Source organism: Pseudescherichia sp., assembly GCF_032052675.1.
In the GTDB taxonomy this organism is placed as follows: Bacteria; Pseudomonadota; Gammaproteobacteria; order Enterobacterales; family Enterobacteriaceae; genus Pseudescherichia.
This window is the reverse complement of the sequence record NZ_DAMBWA010000003.1, coordinates 287,000-308,966: the sequence shown is the minus strand read 5'-3', so window position 1 is coordinate 308,966 and position 21,967 is coordinate 287,000. Positions and strand designations below refer to the sequence as shown.

Sequence of the window (21,967 nt, the reverse complement as noted above, 5' to 3'; positions counted from 1 at the left end):
ATATTACTGCATCCCCAAAATTCCGGGTAGCCACAGCGAAATCGCCGGGATATAGGTCACCATCCCCAACACCACCAGCAGCATGGCGTAGAACGGCAGCATGGCGCGTACCACGGTCTCGATCTTCTGCTTGCTCACCGCGCTGGCAACGAACAGCACCGAACCTACCGGCGGCGTGATCAGCCCGATCCCGAGGTTAACCATCATGATCATGCCGAAGTGCACCGGATCGATCCCTAATGAGTTAGTCACCGGCAGCAGCACCGGCGTCAGGATCAGGATGATCGGTGCCATATCCATCAGAGTACCAATCAGCAGCAGCATGATGTTGAGGTACATCAGAATGACGTACTTGTTATCCGACAGCGAGGTGAAGAACTCGGTGATGCGCATCGGCAGCTGCATGTAGGTCATTACCGCCCCGAACGCCGCCGCAAAACCAATCAGGATCATCACAATGGTGACGGTCTTTACCGTGCGGCACATCAGCTTCGGCAGCTCGCTCCACTTATAGTCGCGGTAGATAAACATGGTCACAAAGAACGCCCACAGGCAGGCGACCGCCGCCGACTCGGTGGCAGTAAAGATGCCCGACAAAATGCCGCCGAGAATAATCACCACCGTCATCAGCCCCCACAGGGCATCCAGCAGGATTTTTAGCGCCTGCTTAAACGGCACCCGCTCGCCTTTCGGATAACCACGCTTGCGGGCAAACCCCAGACAGAGCACCATCAGGCTCACCCCGAGCAGCAGGCCCGGCAGCACGCCAGCGATAAACAGGGTGGCGATAGAGACCGTGCCCCCCGCCGCCAGAGAGTAGATCACCGAGTTGTGGCTGGGGGGGATGAGAATGGCCTGCACCGAGCCGCTGGCGGTTACCGCCGCCGCGTACTCGCGCGGGTAGCCCTTCTTCTCCATCTCCGGGATCATCACGCTGCCGATAGAGGCCGTGTCCGCCACCGACGAGCCAGAAATCGCGCCGAAAAAGGTTGAGGCGACGATATTTACCAGCGACAGGCCGCCGCGAATAAAGCCGACGAAGATGTAGGCGAAGTTAACCAAACGCCGGGCGATACCCCCTTCCGCCATGATCGCGCCCGCCAGGATAAAGAACGGGATCGCCAGCAGGGTAAACTTGTTCACCCCGCTGGTGATTTGAATCATTAATGCTTCCAGCGGCAGATCGATCCACAGCGCACCCGCTACGGCACTTAACCCAACGGCGAAGGCTACCGGCATCCCCAGCGCCAATAGAATGGCGAGGGTGAATAACAAAACAAACGCATCCATTTTTCACCCCTTAACTGTGGTTGCCGATCAGCACGATCGGACGGTTTTCCTGCGATCCAAACAGCAGGCGCTCCAGCACGAACAGGATCAGAATTGTCGACCCCAGCGGCAGCGGCAGATAGCTCTCTCCGGAGGTCAGGATAGGAAACTCGGCCACGGGCTGCTCCCACAGCTCAACGCACAGCCAGTAGCTGTACCAGAACATCAGCAGCGAGATCCCCAGCATCAGCAGATCCACCACTCTGGCGCACAGGCTTTTGAGCGAGTCGGGCAGCCGATCGGTGAGCATGTTGACCGCGATATGAGACCCGGCGCGATAGCTCACCGCGGCCCCGATAAAGGTAAAGGTCACCATGCAGATGATGGCGATCGGCTCTGGCCAGGACTCGCCGCGGTTAAGCACGTAGCGCGAGAAGATGCCAATAGGGATCACGATGGTCATCACCAGCAGCGACAGGCCCGCCACGGCCATAGCGAGCAGGTAGAGACGGTCCATCCACTTCAGGTAGATTTTGGACATACGTCCTCCACAACAGGTCAGGTTTACTGGACGTCAGCGATGGCTTTCATCAGATCCTGATGCTTATCGCCATACTGGGCGCGCACCGGCTCCGTCGCTTTGATAAAGACCGTTTTGTCGATGTCGTGGAACTGGACGCCGCCCGCCTTCATCTTGTCGAGCGCCTGCTGGTTATAGGCATTCCACAATTTGCGCTGTTCAAACTGCGCTTCGCGGGCCAGGGTGAGGATCTTCTTCTGCTCGTCAGCGCTGAGCTTGTCCCACTTCACTTTGGAGTAGAGCAGCATCTCTGGGGTAATAAAGTGACCGCTAAGGGTGTAGTTTTTCGCCACCGGCATATAGTTGTGGGCAACGAAGGTCGGCGGATTGTTCTCTGCGCCGTCGATGACGCCGGTTTGCATCCCGCTATAGACCTCGCTAACGCCCATTGCTACGGAGTTAGCACCCATATCTTTCAGCGTCGCCAGCGCTACCGGGCTACCCTGAACGCGGATCTTCTTGCCTTTCAGATCCTCCGGTTTGACGATCGGATCCTTGGTGATCAGGTTGCGGGTACCGGAGTCCATCCAGCCGAGGAATACCAGCCGGGATTTCGGGTTGGCGGTGAGCTTGTCACCGATCTGCTTGCCGATATCGCCGTCGATGATTTTGTGCATATGTTCTTCATCGCGGAAGACGTAGGGCAGCGTAAAGACCTCAATGTCCGGCAGGATCGCTGCAACCGGTGCCATAGAGACGCGGATCATATCGATGGCGCCCATCTGCGCCTGCTCAATCATCTGCTTTTCGTCCCCGAGCACGCCGCCGGGGAAGACTTTAATCTCCAGCTTGCCATCGGTTTGCTGTTTCAGTTTTTCGCCCATCTGCTCTACGGCCACCACGTTAGGGTAACCCTGCGGGTGAACATCGGCAGCTTTGATAACCTGAGCGAGAACGCCCGGGGCAAAAAGTAGTGACGCGGTGGACAGGCACAGAGAAGCCACTAACGGCTTGAGGGTCGTTTTCATCGGGTCAGCTCCAGGGTAGAGAGGTAGTGTTAGCGTTGTTGTATCGAACCGCTTAAAAACTACACCACGCCTGGAAAAACCAAGGTGAAGCGCCTCACAAAAGTAACAACATTGTGAAACGATGGTTCAATTATGTGACAACAGTAGTCCGAATAGCCGTTGAACGGCGCTCGACAAACTCTGCCGAAAGGATGCGGCTCTCCGATAACCTGCCCGGCGCAGCTGCCAGCACCTTTGCTACCGCCTCTTTTCCCTGGGCATCCAGATCCAGACGCACCGTGGTCAGCGAGGGAATGAAGAACGCACTTTCATAGCTGTCATCGTAGCCCACCACCGATACCTGCTCCGGTACGGCAACATTGGCCTGGTGTAGCGCGCTCAACGCGCCTAATGCCATCTGGTCGTTGCCTGCCAGCAGAGCGGTAAAGCTTTTTTTCTCATTAAGCAGCGTCTGCACACCAGCGAAGCCGCTCGGCGCATCCCATGAGCCATAGATCACCGAGCTGGGCGTCAGACCGTACACGTTAAGGCTATCCAGCCAGCTGGCTAAACGCAGCTGAGCCGATACGGCATGCTGTGGACCAGGCATCAGCACAATATGCCGATGTCCCAGCTCATAAAGCCGTTTGACGCTCTCCCGCGTGCCGTTTGTCGGATCGAAAATAACGTGAAAAACGTTGCTATCAGGTGCAACGTCGAGGAATAGACAGGTGACATCTTCGTTCTGCTGCGCTAACGCTTCTGCGATAGCGCTCTCCAGCGGCACGTTAATAATGATCCTGTCGACCAGCTGGGACTTAAAATCATTAATTGAGTGCTGAATAGCGGTGGTATCGCTTTCATCGATCATTGAGATAAGCACGTGATAACCCGCATCGCGGGCATGTTTTTTTACCGAAGCGGCAATTTGCGAAGGGGCATGAAGCGCAAGCGAAGTGGTAACCAACCCAAGGGTATGCGTCTGTTTGCCCACCAGCTGCTGAGCAAGGCGGTTAGGCACATAGCGTAGCTCTTCAATCGCTTTTTCAACGCGGATACGCGTTTTTTCTGCAACGTTCACTGACTTATTTAAAACTCTGGAGACAGTCTGGTAAGAGACGCCAGCGTGGCGGGCAACATCTTCCAAAGTCGCATTTTTGCTCTTGTTCACCCTGTCTCCTTACTCTGTTGCCTCTCAAAATCGCCCCTCTATGATAGCAAAATGTCTTACGTTCACAGGGTAGTTTTTTGCGATCTTGTTCACTGTTTACAGTCAGAAAAAAATACGTTGTGTGATAACGGTTACATTTCACAGCGGTGAACGTTGTGCAAAAGATTTGTCAGGTATTGTATGTAACCTACGGATGTGAACGTCATACATTTCGCGATCGTGCTGTTCACACCCGTTCGTTACACCCAAAGAACGCTATTCGCTGCAATGCAGGCGAAGCACCGACTTCTGTTCCTTGATAAGGAAAAAAGAGATGGTTACCGGCAAAAGGAACTACATACTTTTAAGTATTTTCGACTTTCTCTATCTGTTTGCCTGGTCGGCAACGATGGCTTTTTTTGTAATCTGGACCACGCAACACTTAGGTATTAGCGCAACTAAAACCGGCTGGCTTTACGCTATCAACGCCTTTATTGCCCTAACCATGCAGCCGTTCTTTGGCTATATTTCTGACAAATTCGGCACGAAGAAATCGCTTATTTTCCTGATCGTTGCCCTCTTGCTGCCGATTGGGCCATTCTTCATCTACGTCTATGCCCCGCTGCTGATGAGCACCTTCTGGCTAGGCGCTATCCTTGGCGGGATCTATCTGGGGATTATCTTTAACTCCGGCTGCGGCGTTATTGACTCCTATATCGATAAAATTTCTCGTCGCTACGCCTTTGAATATGGCCGGGTCAGAATGTGGGGCTCTCTGGGTTGGGCCGCAGCGGCCTATATTGTGGGCCGCAATATCAATGACAACCCCAACCTCTCTTTCTGGCTGGCCAGCGCGGCCATCGTATTAGCCGCTGTCTGCTTTATGCTGACCAAAATAGAGGTCACGGTTGAAGAGGAGAGAATGACCTCCTCCCTGAAGGCGGGACATGTCTTTGAACTGGCAAAAAATCGTCAGTTCTGGATGCTGATTATCTTCACGCTGTTTGTCACGCAAATCTACGATACCTATGACCAGCAGTTCGCCCAGTATTTCTCCCTGCAATTCTCCAGTGTGGACGTGGGGAATAAGTGGTACGGCACCCTCGCCTCGGTACAGGTCTGTTTTGAGACGCTATTCCTGGGGTTGATGCCGTGGTTTGTAAACCGCGTGGGGGCGAAATGGGCGCTGGTGATTGCCGGTACGATTATGTCGGTACGTATTCTTGGCTCCGCCGTACCTCTCGGCCCGGTGTGGATTGCCGCGGTAAAAATGATGCACGCCATCGAGAAGCCGCTGATTTTAATCGCCGTGTTTAAATTTATTGCGCAGAATTTTGACCATAAGCTGTCATCGACCATCTATCTGCTGGTGCTGTTCGCCGCCTCCATTGCGACCACGGTCTACTCGCCCATCGTCGGCTATCTGTACGACACCATTGGTTTCGCCAACGCCTATATCATTCTCGGCCTTATTTCCGGCCTCTTCACGCTCTTCTCCGTGTTCTCTTTACATAACCGGAAAGGCCAGGCCATCAATCTTTCTCAGGAGAGAGAGTCTTTAGCTTAACGGAGGCGGTCATGCGCAACGTATTTTCAGTACCAGGCTTTTTACACGGTGCAGATTACAACCCCGATCAGTGGTTGCATCAGCCAGGCATTATCGAGCAGGACATTGCGATGATGAAAGAGGCGCGCTGCAACGTGATGTCGGTGGGTATATTTAGCTGGTCAACCCTGGAGCCTGAAGAGGGCCGCTATCAGTTCGCCTGGCTGGATGAGGTGCTCGATAAGCTTTATGCCAATGGTATCTCTGTTTTTCTGGCGACGCCCAGTGGCGCAAGGCCTGCCTGGGTATCGGAAAAATATCCGGAGGTATTAAGAACCAATAGCGATCGCACCCGGAACCTGCACGGCGAGCGGCATAATCACTGCTACTCCTCACCTGCCTACCTACGGCTGACGGGAAAGATAAACGCGCAGCTGGCGAGGCGCTACGCGAATCACCCGGCGGTGCTGGCCTGGCATATCTCCAATGAATATGGCGGGGAGTGCCACTGCGAGATCTGCCAGGAAAGCTTTCGCGGCTGGCTGAAGGAGAAATATCAGAGCCTGGAGAACCTGAACCGGCGCTGGTGGAGCACCTTCTGGAGCCACGAATATAGCAGCTGGAGCCAGATCCACTCCCCGGGGCCGCTGGGAGAGCAGTCGGTGCATGCCCTGAACCTTGACTGGCGACGCTTCGTCACTGAACAGGTGGCGCTATTCTGTCGCCATGAGATAGAGGCCGTAAAATCCTTTAACCCGGCGCTGCCGGCGACAACGAATTTTCACGGCGCGTTTTATGATTACGATTACTGGCGTCTGGCCCAGGAGATCGATTTTGTCTCCTGGGACAGCTACCCGGAGTGGCATCAGCGTCGGGATCAGCAGGCGCTTGCCTCTTACACCGCCTTTACGTTTGATCTGATGCGTAGCCTGAAGCCCGGCTTACCGTTTCTGCTAATGGAGTCGACGCCTGGCGCAACCAACTGGCAGCCGATCAGCAAGTTGAAAAAACCGGGAATGCATCTGCTCTCGGCCCTGCAGGCGGTGGCGCACGGCTCTGGCTCGGTGCAATATTTTCAGTGGCGTAAAAGCCGTGGCTCCAGCGAGAAGCTGCACGGCGCGGTGGTCGATCATGTCGGGCACCTCAACACGCGGGTGGGGCAGGATGTTAAACAGGTTGGCGCTGCGCTTGAGAAACTAGCCGATGCGGCAGGGAGCGATTACCGGGCCGAGGTAGCCATTGTCTACGACTGGGATAACCGCTGGGCGGTGAACGATGCGGCGGGGCCGCGCAACAGCGGAATCAAATTCGAAGAGACCGTGCATAAGCACTACCAGGCGCTGTGGCAGCAAAATATTCAGGTAGATATTGTCTCTCAGCGCGCCGACATCAGCCGGTATCGCGTGATTGTTGCCCCTATGCTCTATATGGTCAACGCGGCGTTTGCCGACCGGGTGAACCAATTCGTTGCCGCAGGCGGCATCTTTATTGCCACCTACTGGACAGGGATCGTTAACGAGGACGATCTCTGTTACACCACCGGCTTCCCTGGTCCGCTGCGGGACGTTTTAGGCATCTGGTCAGAAGAGATCGACAGCCTGTACGACGGTGAAACAAACCAGATCAAGATGACGGCTGCATCGTGGGGTAACGCAACTCGCGACTATACCTGTCTTGAACTGTGCGATCTGATCCATACCGAAGGAGCAGAGGTGCTGGGCGTTTATCAGCAGGACTTCTACCAGGGCAGACCGGCCGTCACCCGTAATCGCTACGGCAAAGGAGAGGCATACTATTTGGCAGCCAGAACCGGAAGCGATTTTCTGACAGACTTCTACCAGACGATCGCGGGCACACACGGGTTATCAGCCTGCACGACCCTGCGCTTGCCGCACGGGGCGGTAGCAACAGTACGAGAGCAGGATGGCAAGCGGTATATCTTTGTGCAGAACTTTAGCGATCGGCCTGTAACGCTGGATCTGGCCCAGGAAGCCGGGCCGCTTGAGGCGCTGCTAAATACCGGCGAGCGGCAGGAGCAGCAGTACGCGCTGCCCGCCTTTGGCGTCGAGGTCTTTCTGGCGGAGTAATCTCAACGCCGGGCGGCACTGCGTTTGCCCGGCCTACGATGTGGTATCCACGCCCGGTAAGCGTAGCGCCACCGGGCGTTATAACTGCCCTTTACGTAACAGGTAATGGTAGGGCAGCGTCTCTACCTGCTGGGCTACCAGCTCATGCTCCATAAAGCGACAAAAGCCGGGAATATCCCGCGTAGTGGCGGGATCGTCGGCGATAATCAACAGGGTTTCCCCGGCCTGCATGGTGCGTACGGTTTTGCGCACCATCATTACGGGTTCCGGGCAGCGCAGCCCCTGCGCATCAAGAGTATGGTCAGGGCTGGAGAAAAGATCGGTCATTTTCATCTCACACAGTCAAAAACTGCTGTAGTTTACGCCGCGATTATCGCAAAGCAAACCAGGTTAACGATTGCGTGCATTTTAACCATTGCAAAGCGTAGTGAAAGCAGTATGATGCGGCGGTTCAAATTGGGTTCCCTCACCCCAACTCCTAAAAAGGTCACAATATGACGCAGTTCTCGCAATCGCAGCGCACGAAGGCGCTGTTCTGGCTATCGCTTTTTCATCTGCTGGTGATCACCTCCAGCAACTACCTGGTACAGCTGCCGATCTCGGTGTTTGGTTTCCATACCACCTGGGGCGCGTTTAGCTTTCCGTTTATTTTTCTCGCCACCGACCTGACCGTGCGTATTTTTGGCGCACCGCTCGCCCGGCGGATCATCTTTGCCGTCATGATCCCGGCGCTGATTATCTCCTATATCGTCTCGTCGCTGTTTTATATGGGCAGTTGGCAGGGCTTTGGCGCGCTGGCACACTTTAACCTGTTCGTCGCCCGCATCGCCGCTGCCAGCTTTATGGCCTACACCCTGGGGCAGATCCTCGACGTGCGCGTCTTCAACCGCCTGCGTCAGAATCGACGCTGGTGGCTCGCCCCGACCGTCTCTACCGTATTCGGTAACGCCAGCGATACCGTCGCCTTCTTCTTTATTGCCTTCTGGCGTAGTCCGGACGCGTTTATGGCCCAGCACTGGACCGAAATCGCGCTGGTGGACTACAGCTTTAAAGTGCTTATCAGCATTCTATTCTTCCTGCCGATGTATGGCGTATTGCTGAATATGTGCCTGAAAAGACTGGCGGATAAATCTGAAATTTCCGCGTTGCAGGCCAGTTAAAGGTACGCTTCTCAACTTGTGATAAGATGGGCCTATGAGCCGTTTTGGCCGTTTATCGAAAGGAAGAAGTCAATGCGCAATCTGGTTAAGTACGTCGGGATTGGCCTGCTGGTGTTGGGGCTGGCGGCCTGTGATAACAACGACACGAAAACGCCTGCGCAGGGCGCTGCGTCGGAAAGCAATGCAACCGGCCAACCGGTAACCCTGCTGGACGGTAAGGTCACCTTCTCCCTGCCTGCCGACATGAGCGATCAGAGCGGCAAGCTGGGTACCCAGGCGAACAACATGCACGTCTACTCTGACGCCACCGGCCAGAAAGCGGTGATCGTGATCGCTGGGGATAACACCAATGAAGAGCTGCCGGTGCTGGCGAAACGCCTGGAAGAGCAGCAGCGTAGCCGCGATCCGCAACTGCAGGTGGTGACCAATAAATCTATCGAGGTTAAGGGCCACACGCTGCAGCAGCTGGACAGCATTATCTCCGCGAAAGGCCAGACCGCCTGGTCCTCCGTGGTGCTGGGTAAGGTTGATGGTAAGCTGCTGACTATCCAGGTGACGCTGCCGGCGGAAAACCAGCAGCAGGCGCAGAGCGCAGCAGAGAATATTATCAACACCATCGTGATTAACTAGTTGTGTATAACGCCCGGCGGCGCGCTGCGTGCCGGGCCTACGATTCTGAAACGGTCTCCAGCGGAGGCCGTTTTTTTAACTTCAGCGTCAGAAGTAGTGCCACCGCCACCAGCCCTGCCGCCGCGATGTAGATTGACGAGACGCCCATCCACGCCATCAGCAGCCCGGCCGCCGGTCCGGTTATGCCCAGGGCCAGATCCATGAATACCGTATAGGTCGCCAGCGCCGCACCCTGGTTCTGCTGCGGCACCGCTTTGACCGCCACGACACCCAGCGCCGGGAAGACCAGCGAGAATCCCGCCCCCGCCAGCAGCACACCCACTTTCGCCATCCACGGCGCAGAGGCGAGGCCGGTAAGTATCAATCCCAGCGTCTCAACCGCAAAGCAGATCAGCGCTACGTTGAGGCCGCCTAACCGGCTGATGCCGTTCGGGAAAAAGAGCCGCGCACCGATAAAGGCACAGCTAAAGAGGGTCAAAGCAAAGGCCGCGCCGTCCCAGCCTTTGGCATCGTAGAAAAGGGTAATAAAAGTGGCGATAACGCCGAACCCGGCCGAGCCCAGCGCCAGCGCCATCCCATAGAGCCAGATGCGCCCCAGCACGTCGCGAAACGGCAGCGGCTTGCCTTTGCTCACCTTCACCGCCGGACGGGTCAGAGCAAAGAGAAACGCCACCAGTGCCACGGCCATAACGGTGAGGGCCAGCCCGGTGAGGCCAACGTAGTGGAAGCAGAGCACCCCCAGCGGCGCGCCAAGCGCCATCGCACCATAGGAGGCGATGCCGTTCCAGGAGATCACCTTGCCGATGTGCAGCGACCCCACCGTACCCACGCCCCAGAGCGTCGAGCCGGTACCGGCAAAGCTCTGGCCAATACCGAGGATCACCCTTCCAACGCCGAGCAGTACAAGGCTGATGAAGGGCCAGCCGCTGCTAACGCTTGCCAACAGGTAGCCGACGCCGCTGAGAAAGCAGCCGCACAGGCCAAAGAGTACGATCTTTTTTGGCCCCAACGCATCGGCGTAGCGCCCGGCATGGGGGCGACTCAGAAGGGTGGCGAAATATTGCAGGCTAATAACCAGTCCCGCCCAGAAGGCGCTAAAGCCCATGACGTCATGAACATAGCCAGGCAAAACGGCCAGCGGTAGGCCAATCGTGAGGTAGCTTGCGAAGTTAAATATCACTACGGAGACAATGCGCAGATTGAGACGCACTCCGCTTAGCGCCGGGTCGGCGACGGGTTCAGGCATGAAGCTCACCAGTTTTACAACGGTTCTTTACAGGAGTATTTCACTATTATCACGACGCGACGTGAAAATCAGCAGTAATAATAAGATTATCCGTCTTAAGCGAAGCCCAAACAAGGCACTACAATTAACGTGCACAGCGATAAAAGGAATTCAACATGCTTAACGTATTGCCTGAAAAATCTGGTGATAGAGCAGGACTGCACATACTGGTTAAACTGGCCGCGCTGGTCATCATCCTGGCGGGCATTCATGCGGCGGCCGATATTATTGTCCAGCTTCTGCTGGCGCTCTTCTTTGCCATCGTCCTTAATCCTCTGGTCACCTGGTTTTTACGCCGCGGCATTAAACGCCCTATCGCCATTACGATTGTAGTGGTGGTGATGCTGATCGTGCTTACCGCCCTGTTTGGCGTACTCGCCGCCTCGACAACCGATTTTATTAATCTGCTCCCCAAATATAACCGGGAGCTAACGCGCAAAATTGTCGCCCTCCAGCAGGCGCTGCCTTTTTTGAATCTGCATATCTCGCCGGAGCGCATGCTGCAGCGCATGGACTCCGATAAGATGATGACCTTCGCCACTACGCTGATGGCACAGCTCTCTAACGCGATGGCCAGCATTGTTCTGCTGGTGATGACGGTCGTATTTATGCTGTTTGAGGTACGTCACGTACCCTACAAGCTGCGCTTCGCGCTGAATAATCCGCAGATCCATATCGCGGGCCTGCACCGGGCATTGAAAGGGGTGTCGCACTATCTGGCGCTCAAGACGCTTATCAGCCTGTGGACAGGAGTCATAATCTGGCTGGGGCTACTTCTGCTGGATGTACAGTTCGCCCTGATGTGGGGCGTGCTAGCGTTTCTGCTGAACTACGTGCCCAATATCGGCTCCGTGCTGTCGGCCATTCCGCCAATGATCCAGGCACTGCTGTTCAACGGCTACTATGAGTTTTTCATGGTCGGCGCACTCTTCCTGGTCGTGCATATGCTGCTGGGCAACATCCTTGAGCCGCGGATGATGGGCCACCGGCTGGGGATGTCCACGCTGGTGGTGTTCCTCTCGCTGCTGGTGTGGGGTTGGCTGCTGGGGCCGGTGGGCATGCTGCTCTCGGTGCCGCTCACCAGCGTGTGCAAAATCTGGATGGAGACCACCAAAGGCGGCAGCAAGCTGGCTATCCTGCTCGGCCCTGGCCGACCAAAAAGTAAGCTGCCAGGGTAGAGCTCTCTCGCCAGCGGCTGCCTGCACCCGGTGCGCTTAATTCAGGTTTTCCGGGAAGTTCTCTGGCAGTTCGCTGGCTGCACAGGCGATAACGCTGTTGTTATTTGCCCCGCAGTCGCGCACAAAGGTAATCGTCGCGAACTCATCGATCACTTCCGTTGGGTAGGCAGGTCCCGCCTCGCGGTAGGATTCCATAAGAGGAATGTGCTCGTTCTGGAAGCAGACGGTTTTTTCCGGATTGTTTATGACCCAACGCGGGAAGAAGATCGTCCCGTGGAACAGGCGGTCGCCAAGGTTAACAATCAGGCTAACGTCGGTACCGGTTGGCTCGGTCCATGAAATTTTATAGATGCTCTCGCCAACCCGCACAATATAGGCATGCTGATCTTTCACCCAGCGATTGCCGACAATCCCACTATGGATACGGTAGTCCAGCGTCGACTCATTTTTCACATAAATTTCGTAGTTCCAGCCGTTGTCATAGGTATAGACCAGATGTTTACCCACAAAACCACGTAGATCGTGTTTATCAAAGCTGCTCATTTTTTACCTCCTTCATCTGATAGAGATAGCGTACCGCTGCAAATTATGAATTAATAACGTTGATTTTGGATAATATTCATCAGATTTTTAGATAAATTATGCACAAGACAACGCTTGAGCAGTGGTCACTGCTGGAAAAAGTGATTGAGCTGGGCAGCTTTGCTAAAGCCGCCGAAGAGACGCATCGCAGCCAGTCATCGGTTAGCTACAACCTGGCGCTTCTGCAAGAGCGTCTGGGTATTGCGCTTTTAGTGCCGGAAGGCCGACGGGCCGTACTTACGCCTGCCGGGGAGCTGCTGTTGAAACAGGTTAAGCCCCTGCTGAAGGCGTTTGCCTATGTCGAAACGCGTGCGTCTACAATGCGGAACGGTATGCGCACCCGCCTTGATTTAGTGGTCGACAGCATTTTTCCCCGCAGCCATCTTTTCGCTGCTTTGCGCCAGTTTCAGCACTGTTATCCCCAGACCCAGGTTCACCTCACCGAAGCCCAGGAAAACGTGGCCCTGCCAGCGCATACGGAAGCTGACGTGATGATCCTGCCGCGCCGGCAGGATATGACCGGACGCGGAGAGTGGCTGATGAACGTTGATTTCATCGCCGTGGCCCATCGAGACCATCCGCTCTTTGCGTTGAGTACACTCAATGACGAAGCGCTCTCTGCCTGGCCGCTGATCCGTATCGCCGAGAGCGACAGTACTCAGCAGTCCACCAGCGAAGCCTGGACCTTTTCTACTATTGATGCTGCGATTGAAGCGGTGATGTACCAGGTGGGATACGGCTGGCTACCGGAAGAGCGGATCCGCGAGCAGCTGGAGGCGGGTATCTTAAAAACGCTGCCTCTGAGCCACGGCGTGCGCCGCGCCACCCCCCTGCACCTGATTGTAAAGAAAGACTTAATGCCCCTGGATGAACAGGTTAAGACACTACTGAAACTCCTGACCTCCGCAAAGTAGCGTCTATGCTTAACGTTCAGTAATGACATCTACGGGAGCAAACGATGAAAATTGATTTGACGGGAAAAGTTGCGCTGGTGACGGCCTCTACCGGCGGGATTGGTTTGGCAATTGCGCGCGGGCTGGCGGAGAGCGGTGCGGAAGTGATCCTCAACGGTCGCAGCCAGGAGAGCGTGAACCAGGGCATTCAGCAGCTGCAGCAGGCGGTACCGGGCGTAGAGGTGCGGGCCACCATCGCCGATCTTAGCACCCCCGAGGGCGTTGAATCGGTACTGAAAACTGCCGCGTCCGTGGATATTTTGGTCAACAACGCGGGCATCTACGGTCCGTCAGATTTCAATACCACTGACGACGCCACCTGGGATACGTACTGGCAAACCAATGTCATGTCCGGCGTTCGCCTGGCGCGTGCGCTGCTGCCGGGGATGGTGAAGAAAGGCTGGGGCCGGGTGGTCTTTATCTCTTCTGAATCGGCCCTTAACATCCCGGCGGATATGATCCACTACGGCGTAACCAAAACGGCGCAGCTGTCACTGGCGCGCGGGCTGGCAAAATACGTCGCGGGCAGCGGCGTGACGGTCAACAGCGTGCTGCCCGGCCCGACGCTTTCCGACGGCTTTGCCGCCATGATGCAGAGCGAGATCGATAAAACCGGCAAATCACTGGAGACGGTCGCCACCGAGTTTGTGAAAGCCAACCGTCCCACCTCGGTGATCCAGCGTGCCGCCACGGTGGATGAAGTTGCCAATATGGTGGTCTACGTCTGCTCAACCCAGGCCTCGGCGACCTCTGGCGCGGCGCTGCGCGTCGACGGTGGCGTGGTAGACGATATCGTATAACCCCGCGTGGAGAAGCGTTATGCCTATGCAAATCTCACGCTGTATGCTGGCCGCCCTGCTCTTTAGCGGTGCGGCAACGGCAGCAGAGTACGGTGAACAGCTGGAAGGTTTTAACTACCCCTGGGAACTCAAAAAGTTTGATTTTCAGTCGCAGAAACAGCCGCTCAGCATGGGCTATATGGATCTTCAGGCGGATAAGCCCAACGGTCACACGGTGGTGCTGCTGCACGGCAAAAACTTTTGCGCCGCCACCTGGGAGGAGACAATCCGCGTCCTGCATGATGCGGGGTATCGCGTCGTTGCCCCGGATCAGATTGGTTTCTGCACCTCTACCAAGCCCGCCAGCTATCAGTACAGCTTCCAGCAGCTGGCAAGCAATACCCACCAGCTGCTCGACTCGCTGGGGATTGAGAAGGCCATCATTGTAGGCCACTCCACCGGCGGGATGCTGGCCACGCGCTATGCCCTGATGTACCCCCAACAGACCGAGAAGCTGGTGATGGTTAACCCCATCGGCCTTGAGGACTGGAAAGCCAAAGGCGTGCCCTACCGCAGCGTCGACGAGTGGTATCAACGCGAGCTGAAAACCAGCGCCCAGAGTATCAAAGCCTATGAGCAGAAGACCTACTACATGGGCAACTGGAAGCCGGAGTATGACAAGTGGGTCGATATGCTGGCCGGATTGAGCAACGGGCCGGGTAAAGAGCGCGTGGCGTGGAACTCTGCCCTGCTCTACGACATGATCGCCACCCAGCCGGTGGTCTATGAGTTTAAAGATCTGCGGATACCGACGACGCTGTTTATCGGCACCGGGGATACGACCGCCCCTGGCAGCGATACCGCCCCACCGGAGGTGAAAAAGGCCGTGGGTAACTATAGCGTGCTGGGTAAAGAGGCCGCGAAACAGATCCCCGGCGCAACGCTGGTGGAGTTTGACGGCATGGGCCACGCCCCGCAGATGGAAGATCCGGCGCGCTTCCACGAGGCGCTGCTAAAGGATTTACAGTCGTAATCTGCGGTTAATTGTTATAAAACTGTAACAATATTTACTTAGTCTGATGGCGTCACTTTACTCTCTGGTAACCAAAGGACGCCCTCGTGAGCAGACCGTTAAAATCCCTATTCAAAAAAGAACATAGCGAAGAGATCAGTAACCGCAGCGCCAACCCGGTGTTTTCCGACGTCGCGAACGTCTTCCTCTCCCGTCGCCGTCTGTTACAGATGGGCGTGGTGGCGGGCGCGGCGGTCTCTTTCCCGCTGCTGGTGAAACCGGAGGCGGCCTTTGCCGCCGTTGGCCGTCCTTCTGCACTGGCTAAGGCGGTCTCGCTGGGGTTCACCAGCATTCCGGTCTCTTCTGAAGATACGGTGAGGGTGCCGGAGGGCTATATCGCGCGGCCGTTCTATCGCTGGGGCGAGCCGGTGGGTCTGAAGGAGGCGATGCCCGCGTTCAAGACTGACGGCAGCAACACCACCGATGAGCAGGCGGCCCAGGCGGGCATGCACCATGATGGCATGGCGTGGTTTAGCCTGCCGCAGGGCGGAGACAGCTCCGATCATGGCCTGCTGGCGATGAATCATGAGTATATTGATAACGGCATGCTGTTTAAGGATGGCGACGCCAACTGGGATCTCGACAAAGCCCGCAAGGGGCAGAACGCGATGGGCATCTCGGTTATTGAAGTGCAGAAGCGCGGCGGTGACTGGCAGGTGGTGCGCCCCTCCTCATTCGCTCGTCGCATCACCGTTAACACCCCGATGCAGCTCACCGGCCCGGCGCGCCATCAGCCGCTGATGAAAACCGCCGCCGATCCGCAGGGCGAGCAGGTGCTGGGCACCATGCAGAACTGCGCCAACGGCCATACGCCGTGGGGAACCTACCTCACCTGCGAAGAGAACTGGTCCGATATTTTTGTGAAGAAGGCCGATCGCAACGCACTGGAGAAACGCTACGGCATCGCCGACAGCGACGACTCCTACCGCTGGAACGAGGTGGACGAGCGCTTTAGCGTAGATAAAACCCCGAACGAGCCGAACCGCTTTGGCTGGGTAGTGGAGATCGACCCCTACGATCCAACCTCCACACCGCGCAAGCATACGGCGCTGGGTCGCTTCAAGCACGAAGGTGCAATGGTCACCCTCGCTGCAGACAGCCGCGTCGTCGTCTATATGGGAGACGACCAGAAGTTCGAATACATCTATAAATTTGTCTCGGACAAAAAGTACGATCCGGCCAACCGCCAGTCCAGCATGGACCTGCTTACCTCCGGCACGCTCTACGTGGCGAAATTTAACGAGGATGGCAGCGGCAGCTGGCTCCCGCTGGTGTTTGGCGAGAACGGTCTCGATCAGCGCCACGGCTTCGAAAGCCAGGGCGATCTGCTGATTAAAACCCGTCTTGCCGCCGACGTTGTAGGCGCGACCAAGATGGATCGCCCGGAGTGGATCACCGTCGATCCGAATACCCCCGGCAGCGTCTACTGTACCCTGACCAACAACAGCGATCGCGGCAAAGAGGGCAAGGCGCCGGTCGACGCTGCCAACCCGCGCGCCAACAACCAGTTTGGCCACATCATGCACTGGCTGGAAGAGAACAACGATCCGGCGTCAGGGCGTTTCCAGTGGGATATCCTGGTGATGGCGGGCCGCACCGACGGCGCCGATCCGCAGGCGAAAGGCTCCATGCAGGGGGCCGCGTTTGGCAGCCCGGATGGCCTTTCGTTCGACCATCGCGGCGTGCTGTGGATCCAGACCGACGTCTCCTCCAGCACCATCAACCAGAAAGCGTATGCCGATATGGGTAACAACCAGATGGTAGCGACCATTCCGGGTACCAACGAGTATCGCCGCTTCCTCACCGGGCCGCGCGGCTGCGAGATCACCGGCATCGCCTTTACCCCGGATAACCGGACGCTGTTTATTAATATCCAGCACCCTGGCGAAGTTGGCGACGGCATTACCGATCCGGCAAATCCGCGTGCGGTGTCGAACTGGCCAGATGCCGATCCGAACGGTCGTCCGCGATCCTCGACGGTGGTGATTGTGAAAGCCGACGGCGGGCTGATCGGCAGCTAGAAAAGCAAAAAGCCGACGGCATTGCTGCCGTCGGCTTTTTTTACGTCTGTTGCAATCAGGCGTTGTGCAGCTGCTGTCCGCAGGCTATCACGCTTGCCAGCAGAACTTTTACGTCCTCCAGACAAACAACCGGGTTGAGCAGGGTCAGCTTCAGGCAGGTCACACCGTCAGCTTCCGTTACGCCCACGTTCGCCGCCCCGGAGGCCAGCAACGCATCGCCGATACGCTGGTTCAGCAGCGCAACGCCTGCGGCATCGCCGTTTTCCGGACGGAAACGGAACAGCACGCTGGCCAGCTGAGGCTGCATAACCAGCTCCAGCTGCGGCTGTTCAGCCACAAACTGCGCCACCTGCTGTGCCAGGGTTACGCCGTTATCAATGATTTCGGCATACTGCTTTTTACCCAGCGCTTCCAGGCCCATCCACAGCTTCAGCGCATCGAAACGGCGGGTGGTTTGCAGCGATTTGGATACCAGGTTCGGCACGCCCTGCTCTTCGTCGAAATCAGAGTTCAGGTACGCCGCCTGGTAACGCATCAGCTGATAGTGACGCGCATCTTTCAGCAGGAACGCACCACAGCTGATGGTCTGGAAGTACTGCTTGTGGAAGTCCAGCGTGACGGAGTCCGCGAGCTCCAGGCCATTGAGGAAGTGACGATACTTCTCAGAGAGCAGCAGCGCGCCGCCCCAGGCCGCATCCACGTGCACCCAGATCTGCTCTTCAGCCGCCAGCGCGGCGATCTCAGCTAACGGATCGATCGCGCCCGCATCGGTGGTGCCTGCGGTGGCAACAATGGCCATCACCTGCTCACCGTTGGCTTTCGCCTGCGCCAGCTTCTCTTTGAGATCGTTGAGATCCATACGCGAGAAGCGATCGGTTTTCACCAGCGTCACGGCATGGTAACCCAGCCCCATCAGCGCCATGTTCTTCTGCACAGAGAAGTGGGCGTTTTCAGAACATAACACTTTAATTTTGCTGAGATTACCGGTCAGACCGTGCAGCTGAACGGAGTGGCCCTGGCGAGCAAAAAAGGCATCGCGCGCCAGCATCAGGCCCATCAGGTTGCTCTGCGTACCGCCGCTGGTGAAGACCCCGGCGTCGCCCGCCTGGTAGCCTACCTGCTCGCGCAGCCACTCAATCAGCTTGATCTCGATGATGGTCGCCGACGGGCTCTGGTCCCAGGAGTCCATGCTCTGGTTGGTGGCGTTGATCAGCACTTCCGCCGCCTGGCTAATGACCAGGCTCGGGCAGTGCAGATGCGCCACGCACTGTGGATGGTGCACAGAGAGGCTGTCCTTGAGGAAATACTCCACGGCGCGCTCAATGGCGGCCTGGTTACCCAGGCCCTGAGCAGTAAACTCTAAATTGATGCGCTCACGGAGTTCCGCAACGGTTTTACCCTGATACATCTCAGGCTGCTTAAGCCACTGCACCACCGCTTGCGTGCTCTGCTCAATCGCTTCCTGATAGGCAGCAATACTCTGCGCGGAACCAGAGAGAATCGGATTTAGATCTGACATGTGCTCATTTGCTCCGATTAAACAGGCTTCACGCCAGCGCTCAGCAGCGCGTTTTCGAATTTATCGAGGAAAATCCCCAGCTCGTTTTTGTCGATCAGCAGGGACGGCAGCAGACGCAGTACGCAGCCGCCACGACCGCCGCGCTCGAGGATCAGGCCCGCTTCGAAGCATTTTTTCTGCAGTAGCGCAGAGAGCTCGCCGTCCGCCGGATAGCAGCCCATATGATCCTGCGCTTCCTGCGGTTTAACGATCTCAATACCGATCATCAAGCCCAGACCGCGCACATGCCCGATGACCGGGAAGCGTTTCTGCATTTCAGCCAGCTGGCCTTTCAGCCATTCACCTTTTTCAGCAACCTGATCGGCAATGCCTTCTTCTTTCAGGATCTTAAGCGTGGTGAGACCGGTAGCCATCGCCAGCTGGTTACCACGGAACGTACCGGTATGGTGGCCCGGCGCCCAGGCGTCGAACTGCTTTTTAATACCCAGCACGGCCAACGGTAAACCGCCGCCTACCGCTTTCGACATCACGATGATGTCCGGCTCGATACCGGCGTGCTCGAAGGCGAAGAATTTACCGGTACGGGCAAAGCCCGCCTGGACTTCGTCAAGGATCAGCAGAATGCCGTGCTCCTGAGTCACTTTACGGATACGCTGCAGCCACTCGGCCGGGGCCGGGTTCACGCCGCCCTCGCCCTGTACGGCTTCAAGGATCACGGCAGCAGGTTTACGCACGCCGCTCTCGACGTCGTTAATCAGGTTTTCGAAGTAGTAGGTCAGCGCTTTCACACCGGCTTCGCCACCGATGCCCAGCGGGCAGCGGTACTGATGCGGGTAAGGCATAAACTGCACTTCCGGCATCATGCCGTTGACCGCTTCTTTCGGCGACAGGTTACCGGTTACGGAGAGCGCGCCATGCGTCATGCCGTGATAACCGCCGGAGAAGCTGATAACGCCGGAACGTCCGGTCACTTTTTTCGCCAGCTTCAACGCCGCTTCAACGGCATCCGCGCCGGAAGGCCCGGTGAACTGCAGGCAGTACTCTTTGCCCTGGCCCGGCAGCAGCGAGAGCAGATAAGCAGAGAACTCATCTTTTAATGGCGTGGTCAGGTCAAGCGTATGTAACGGTAAGCCACTGGTAAGGACGCTTTGAATGCTTTGGATCACCTCAGGGTGATTATGGCCCAGCGCCAGCGTTCCCGCGCCTGCAAGACAGTCAAGGTATTGTTTATTATCTGCATCGGTGATCCAGACGCCCTGCGCTTTGGTAATTGCTAACGGCAATTTACGCGGATAGCTTCTGACGTTGGATTCGAACTCAGCCTGTCGGGCGAGAAGGGTCTCATTGCTTTGCGGGAATGAATCAGCACTCAAAGAATCAATACGGACTTTATCCGTCATCATATCTCTCCTACAACCTGGCGTTGTTTTAACACCGAGTTGAATAAGGGTTTAAGGGGGGGTAAAAATCGCGGCTAATATATGTGTTTTCAGCAGCGGACTCAATCTTTTATTTTTTGCAGCATTTTGTGTAAATTTGTTTAAAAATCAATGACAAAAAATGTTTTCACATCGGTTTGACATAAACGTTAAAGAAAATATCGATTCAACGGGTTAAATCACTTACTATGCCCGCGTTTAAAATTCCAAACCTATAAGGAAGCACTTATTTAACTATTTATGCGATCCCCCCCGGCAACCTGTGAAAGGCAATGAGAGCAGGTTCCTGAGTTTTAAGTAGAAATGTTCGCGGGCGGACATTTCGTAAGGTGAAGAGCACTTCCCTTATGCCGAAATGAAAATTTTCATGCCATATCGATATGGCGCCCTGATATGAGATTGTTATGACTCACACTTATCCACACATCATCGTCGCCAAATTTGGCGGAACCAGCGTTGCTGACTTTGACGCGATGAGCCGTAGTGCCACCCTCGTTCTTGCTGATAAAAACGTTCGTCTGGTTGTGTTGTCTGCCTCCGCAGGCGTGACCAACCTGTTAGTCGAACTCGCTTCCGGTCTGGAGAGCCCTGTTCGGCTGGACAAAATTGCGACACTGCGCGCCCTGCAATACAACATTATTTCACGCCTGAAACAGCCAGACGCCATTGGTCAGGAGATCGATCGTCTGCTGGACAATATTAGCCGCCTGGCTGAACAGGCTGTCGACTCCCCTTCCGCCACGCTGTGCGATGAGCTGGTAAGCCACGGGGAGATGATGTCCTCCCTGCTGTTTGTGGAAATCTTGCGTGAACGTGAAGTAGAAACGCAGTGGTTTGATGCCCGCAAAGTCATTCGCACCGATGATACATTTGGCTGCGCTGTACCGGCTATCGACGCCATTGCCGAGCTGGCGGAAAAGCGTCTACGTCCGCGTATCGAACAGGCGCTGGTAGTGACCCAGGGCTTTATTGGCAGCGACGCAACGGGGCAAACCACTACGCTGGGTCGTGGCGGCAGTGACTATACCGCATCTCTGCTGGCCGAGGCGCTTAATGCCTCACGTGTGGATATCTGGACAGATGTCGCTGGGATCTATACCACCGATCCCCGGATCGTGGCGCAGGCGAAACGTATTGATAGCCTGTCGTTCTCCGAAGCCCGGGAGATGGCGACCTTTGGCGCCAAAGTGCTGCACCCGGCTACGCTGCTACCCGCCATGCGCAAAAATATTCCGGTTTTCGTTGGGGCCAGCAATAATCCGTCTGCGGGCGGAACGCTGGTTCGCCGCGATGTGCTGGAGCCGTCGCGTTATCGCGCCCTGGCCGTGCGCCGTCAGCAGACGCTGTTGACGTTATCCAGCCTTAACGCGCAGCCAGCACACCGCTTCTTAGCGGAGACGTTTGCGATTTTATCGCGTCACGAAATGGCGATCGATCTGGTGACCACCTCGGAGACGAGTATCGCGCTGATCCTCAACTCCACCGGCTCTACCTCAGGCGAGGCCGATACGCTGACTACCGCCCTGCTTACCGAGCTGTCGTCACACTGCCATGTTGAGATCGAGACCGGGCTGGCGCTCGTTTCGTTGATTGGCAACGCGCTCCCTCAGGAGGCTGCAGTGTGTAAAGAGGTCTTTGCCGAGCTGGAGACGCACGCCGTGCGTATGATTTGTCACGGTGCTTCCAGTCAAAGCCTCTGCTTCCTGCTGCCGGCAGCATCCGCAGACAGCGCGGTTAAAGCGTTACACCGCAGCCTGCTGGAGTAACCAT

General features: G+C 56.3%; 18 protein-coding genes and 1 pseudogene. 10 read left to right on the top strand and 9 right to left on the bottom strand.

All coding sequences use genetic code 11. From position 1 onward, the window contains the following. Window positions 1-3 precede the first annotated feature (3 nt). From RTX96_RS06255 to RTX96_RS06240, 4 genes and pseudogenes are all read right to left on the bottom strand, one after another. On the bottom strand, window positions 4-1,290 hold the full coding sequence (locus RTX96_RS06255) for a TRAP transporter large permease (RefSeq protein ID WP_103820377.1): 1,287 nt from the start codon (window positions 1,288-1,290) through the stop codon (window positions 4-6). A gap of 10 nt (window positions 1,291-1,300) precedes the next feature. After that, on the bottom strand, window positions 1,301-1,810 hold the full coding sequence (locus RTX96_RS06250) for a TRAP transporter small permease (RefSeq protein ID WP_312670572.1): 510 nt from the start codon (window positions 1,808-1,810) through the stop codon (window positions 1,301-1,303). A 23-nt stretch (window positions 1,811-1,833) separates the two neighbouring features. Beyond that, window positions 1,834-2,817 carry a TRAP transporter substrate-binding protein gene (locus RTX96_RS06245; RefSeq protein ID WP_312670570.1) on the bottom strand — a complete coding sequence of 328 codons (984 nt, stop codon included), beginning with the start codon at window positions 2,815-2,817 and terminating at the stop codon, window positions 1,834-1,836. Window positions 2,818-2,965: 148 nt separating this feature from the next. Then, window positions 2,966-3,967 (bottom strand): annotated as a pseudogene (locus RTX96_RS06240) (LacI family DNA-binding transcriptional regulator); the annotation flags it as partial. Window positions 3,968-4,280: 313 nt separating this feature from the next. Here RTX96_RS06240 and RTX96_RS06235 point away from each other — a divergent pair. Together RTX96_RS06235 and RTX96_RS06230 are read left to right on the top strand one after the other, a co-directional pair. After that, window positions 4,281-5,513, top strand: coding sequence for an oligosaccharide MFS transporter (locus tag RTX96_RS06235; RefSeq protein ID WP_103820381.1), 1,233 nt, complete (start codon window positions 4,281-4,283; stop codon window positions 5,511-5,513). Window positions 5,514-5,524: 11 nt separating this feature from the next. After that, entirely contained in the window at window positions 5,525-7,579 is a 2,055-nt protein-coding gene (locus RTX96_RS06230; protein ID WP_312670568.1) for a beta-galactosidase, read from the top strand. A 78-nt stretch (window positions 7,580-7,657) separates the two neighbouring features. Here the strand turns inward: RTX96_RS06230 and tusA are convergent, their stop codons facing one another. After that, window positions 7,658-7,906 carry a sulfurtransferase TusA gene (gene tusA, locus RTX96_RS06225; protein WP_103820612.1) on the bottom strand — a complete coding sequence of 83 codons (249 nt, stop codon included), beginning with the start codon at window positions 7,904-7,906 and terminating at the stop codon, window positions 7,658-7,660. A gap of 167 nt (window positions 7,907-8,073) precedes the next feature. On the opposite strand from tusA, the gene RTX96_RS06220 reads away from it, so the two are divergent. Both RTX96_RS06220 and RTX96_RS06215 read left to right on the top strand, forming a co-directional pair. Then, the gene (locus RTX96_RS06220; protein WP_312670567.1) at window positions 8,074-8,739 is read left to right on the top strand and encodes a 7-cyano-7-deazaguanine/7-aminomethyl-7-deazaguanine transporter; all 666 of its coding nucleotides are present in this window, start codon (window positions 8,074-8,076) and stop codon (window positions 8,737-8,739) included. 72 nt (window positions 8,740-8,811) lie between these two features. After that, window positions 8,812-9,369 carry a DcrB family lipoprotein gene (locus RTX96_RS06215; RefSeq protein WP_103820384.1) on the top strand — a complete coding sequence of 186 codons (558 nt, stop codon included), beginning with the start codon at window positions 8,812-8,814 and terminating at the stop codon, window positions 9,367-9,369. Between the two features lie 37 nt (window positions 9,370-9,406). Here the strand turns inward: RTX96_RS06215 and RTX96_RS06210 are convergent, their stop codons facing one another. Then, complete coding sequence (locus RTX96_RS06210; protein ID WP_312268475.1) at window positions 9,407-10,615, bottom strand: MFS transporter; 1,209 nt, start codon at window positions 10,613-10,615, stop codon at window positions 9,407-9,409. Window positions 10,616-10,770: 155 nt separating this feature from the next. On the opposite strand from RTX96_RS06210, the gene RTX96_RS06205 reads away from it, so the two are divergent. Further along, window positions 10,771-11,832, top strand: a complete 1,062-nt coding sequence (locus RTX96_RS06205) for an AI-2E family transporter (RefSeq protein WP_103820386.1) — start codon at window positions 10,771-10,773, stop codon at window positions 11,830-11,832. Between the two features lie 36 nt (window positions 11,833-11,868). Here the strand turns inward: RTX96_RS06205 and RTX96_RS06200 are convergent, their stop codons facing one another. Beyond that, window positions 11,869-12,375, bottom strand: a complete 507-nt coding sequence (locus tag RTX96_RS06200) for a phenolic acid decarboxylase (protein ID WP_312670565.1) — start codon at window positions 12,373-12,375, stop codon at window positions 11,869-11,871. 98 nt (window positions 12,376-12,473) lie between these two features. On the opposite strand from RTX96_RS06200, the gene RTX96_RS06195 reads away from it, so the two are divergent. The 4 genes from RTX96_RS06195 (at window position 12,474) to RTX96_RS06180 (ending at window position 17,239) form a co-directional block, all read left to right on the top strand. Then, complete coding sequence (locus tag RTX96_RS06195) at window positions 12,474-13,328, top strand: LysR family transcriptional regulator (RefSeq protein WP_103820388.1); 855 nt, start codon at window positions 12,474-12,476, stop codon at window positions 13,326-13,328. 44 nt (window positions 13,329-13,372) lie between these two features. Then, window positions 13,373-14,167: an SDR family NAD(P)-dependent oxidoreductase gene (locus RTX96_RS06190; RefSeq protein WP_103820389.1), complete on the top strand. Its 795-nt coding sequence runs from the start codon at window positions 13,373-13,375 to the stop codon at window positions 14,165-14,167. Between the two features lie 19 nt (window positions 14,168-14,186). Continuing rightward, entirely contained in the window at window positions 14,187-15,179 is a 993-nt protein-coding gene (locus tag RTX96_RS06185; RefSeq protein WP_312670562.1) for an alpha/beta hydrolase, read from the top strand. An 86-nt stretch (window positions 15,180-15,265) separates the two neighbouring features. Then, window positions 15,266-17,239, top strand: a complete 1,974-nt coding sequence (locus RTX96_RS06180) for a PhoX family phosphatase (protein WP_312670560.1) — start codon at window positions 15,266-15,268, stop codon at window positions 17,237-17,239. A 55-nt stretch (window positions 17,240-17,294) separates the two neighbouring features. Here RTX96_RS06180 and RTX96_RS06175 read toward each other — a convergent pair whose 3' ends face one another. Together RTX96_RS06175 and RTX96_RS06170 are read right to left on the bottom strand one after the other, a co-directional pair. Next, window positions 17,295-18,758 (bottom strand): aspartate aminotransferase family protein, encoded by a 1,464-nt coding sequence (locus RTX96_RS06175; protein ID WP_312670558.1) that lies wholly within the window; start codon window positions 18,756-18,758, stop codon window positions 17,295-17,297. A gap of 17 nt (window positions 18,759-18,775) precedes the next feature. After that, on the bottom strand, window positions 18,776-20,161 hold the full coding sequence (locus tag RTX96_RS06170; RefSeq protein ID WP_312268470.1) for a diaminobutyrate--2-oxoglutarate transaminase: 1,386 nt from the start codon (window positions 20,159-20,161) through the stop codon (window positions 18,776-18,778). 440 nt (window positions 20,162-20,601) lie between these two features. Here RTX96_RS06170 and lysC point away from each other — a divergent pair, with 440 nt between their 5' ends. Beyond that, a complete protein-coding gene (lysC, locus tag RTX96_RS06165; protein WP_312268469.1) occupies window positions 20,602-21,963 on the top strand; it encodes a lysine-sensitive aspartokinase 3 in 1,362 nt (453 codons plus the stop codon). Window positions 21,964-21,967: the final 4 nt, after the last annotated feature.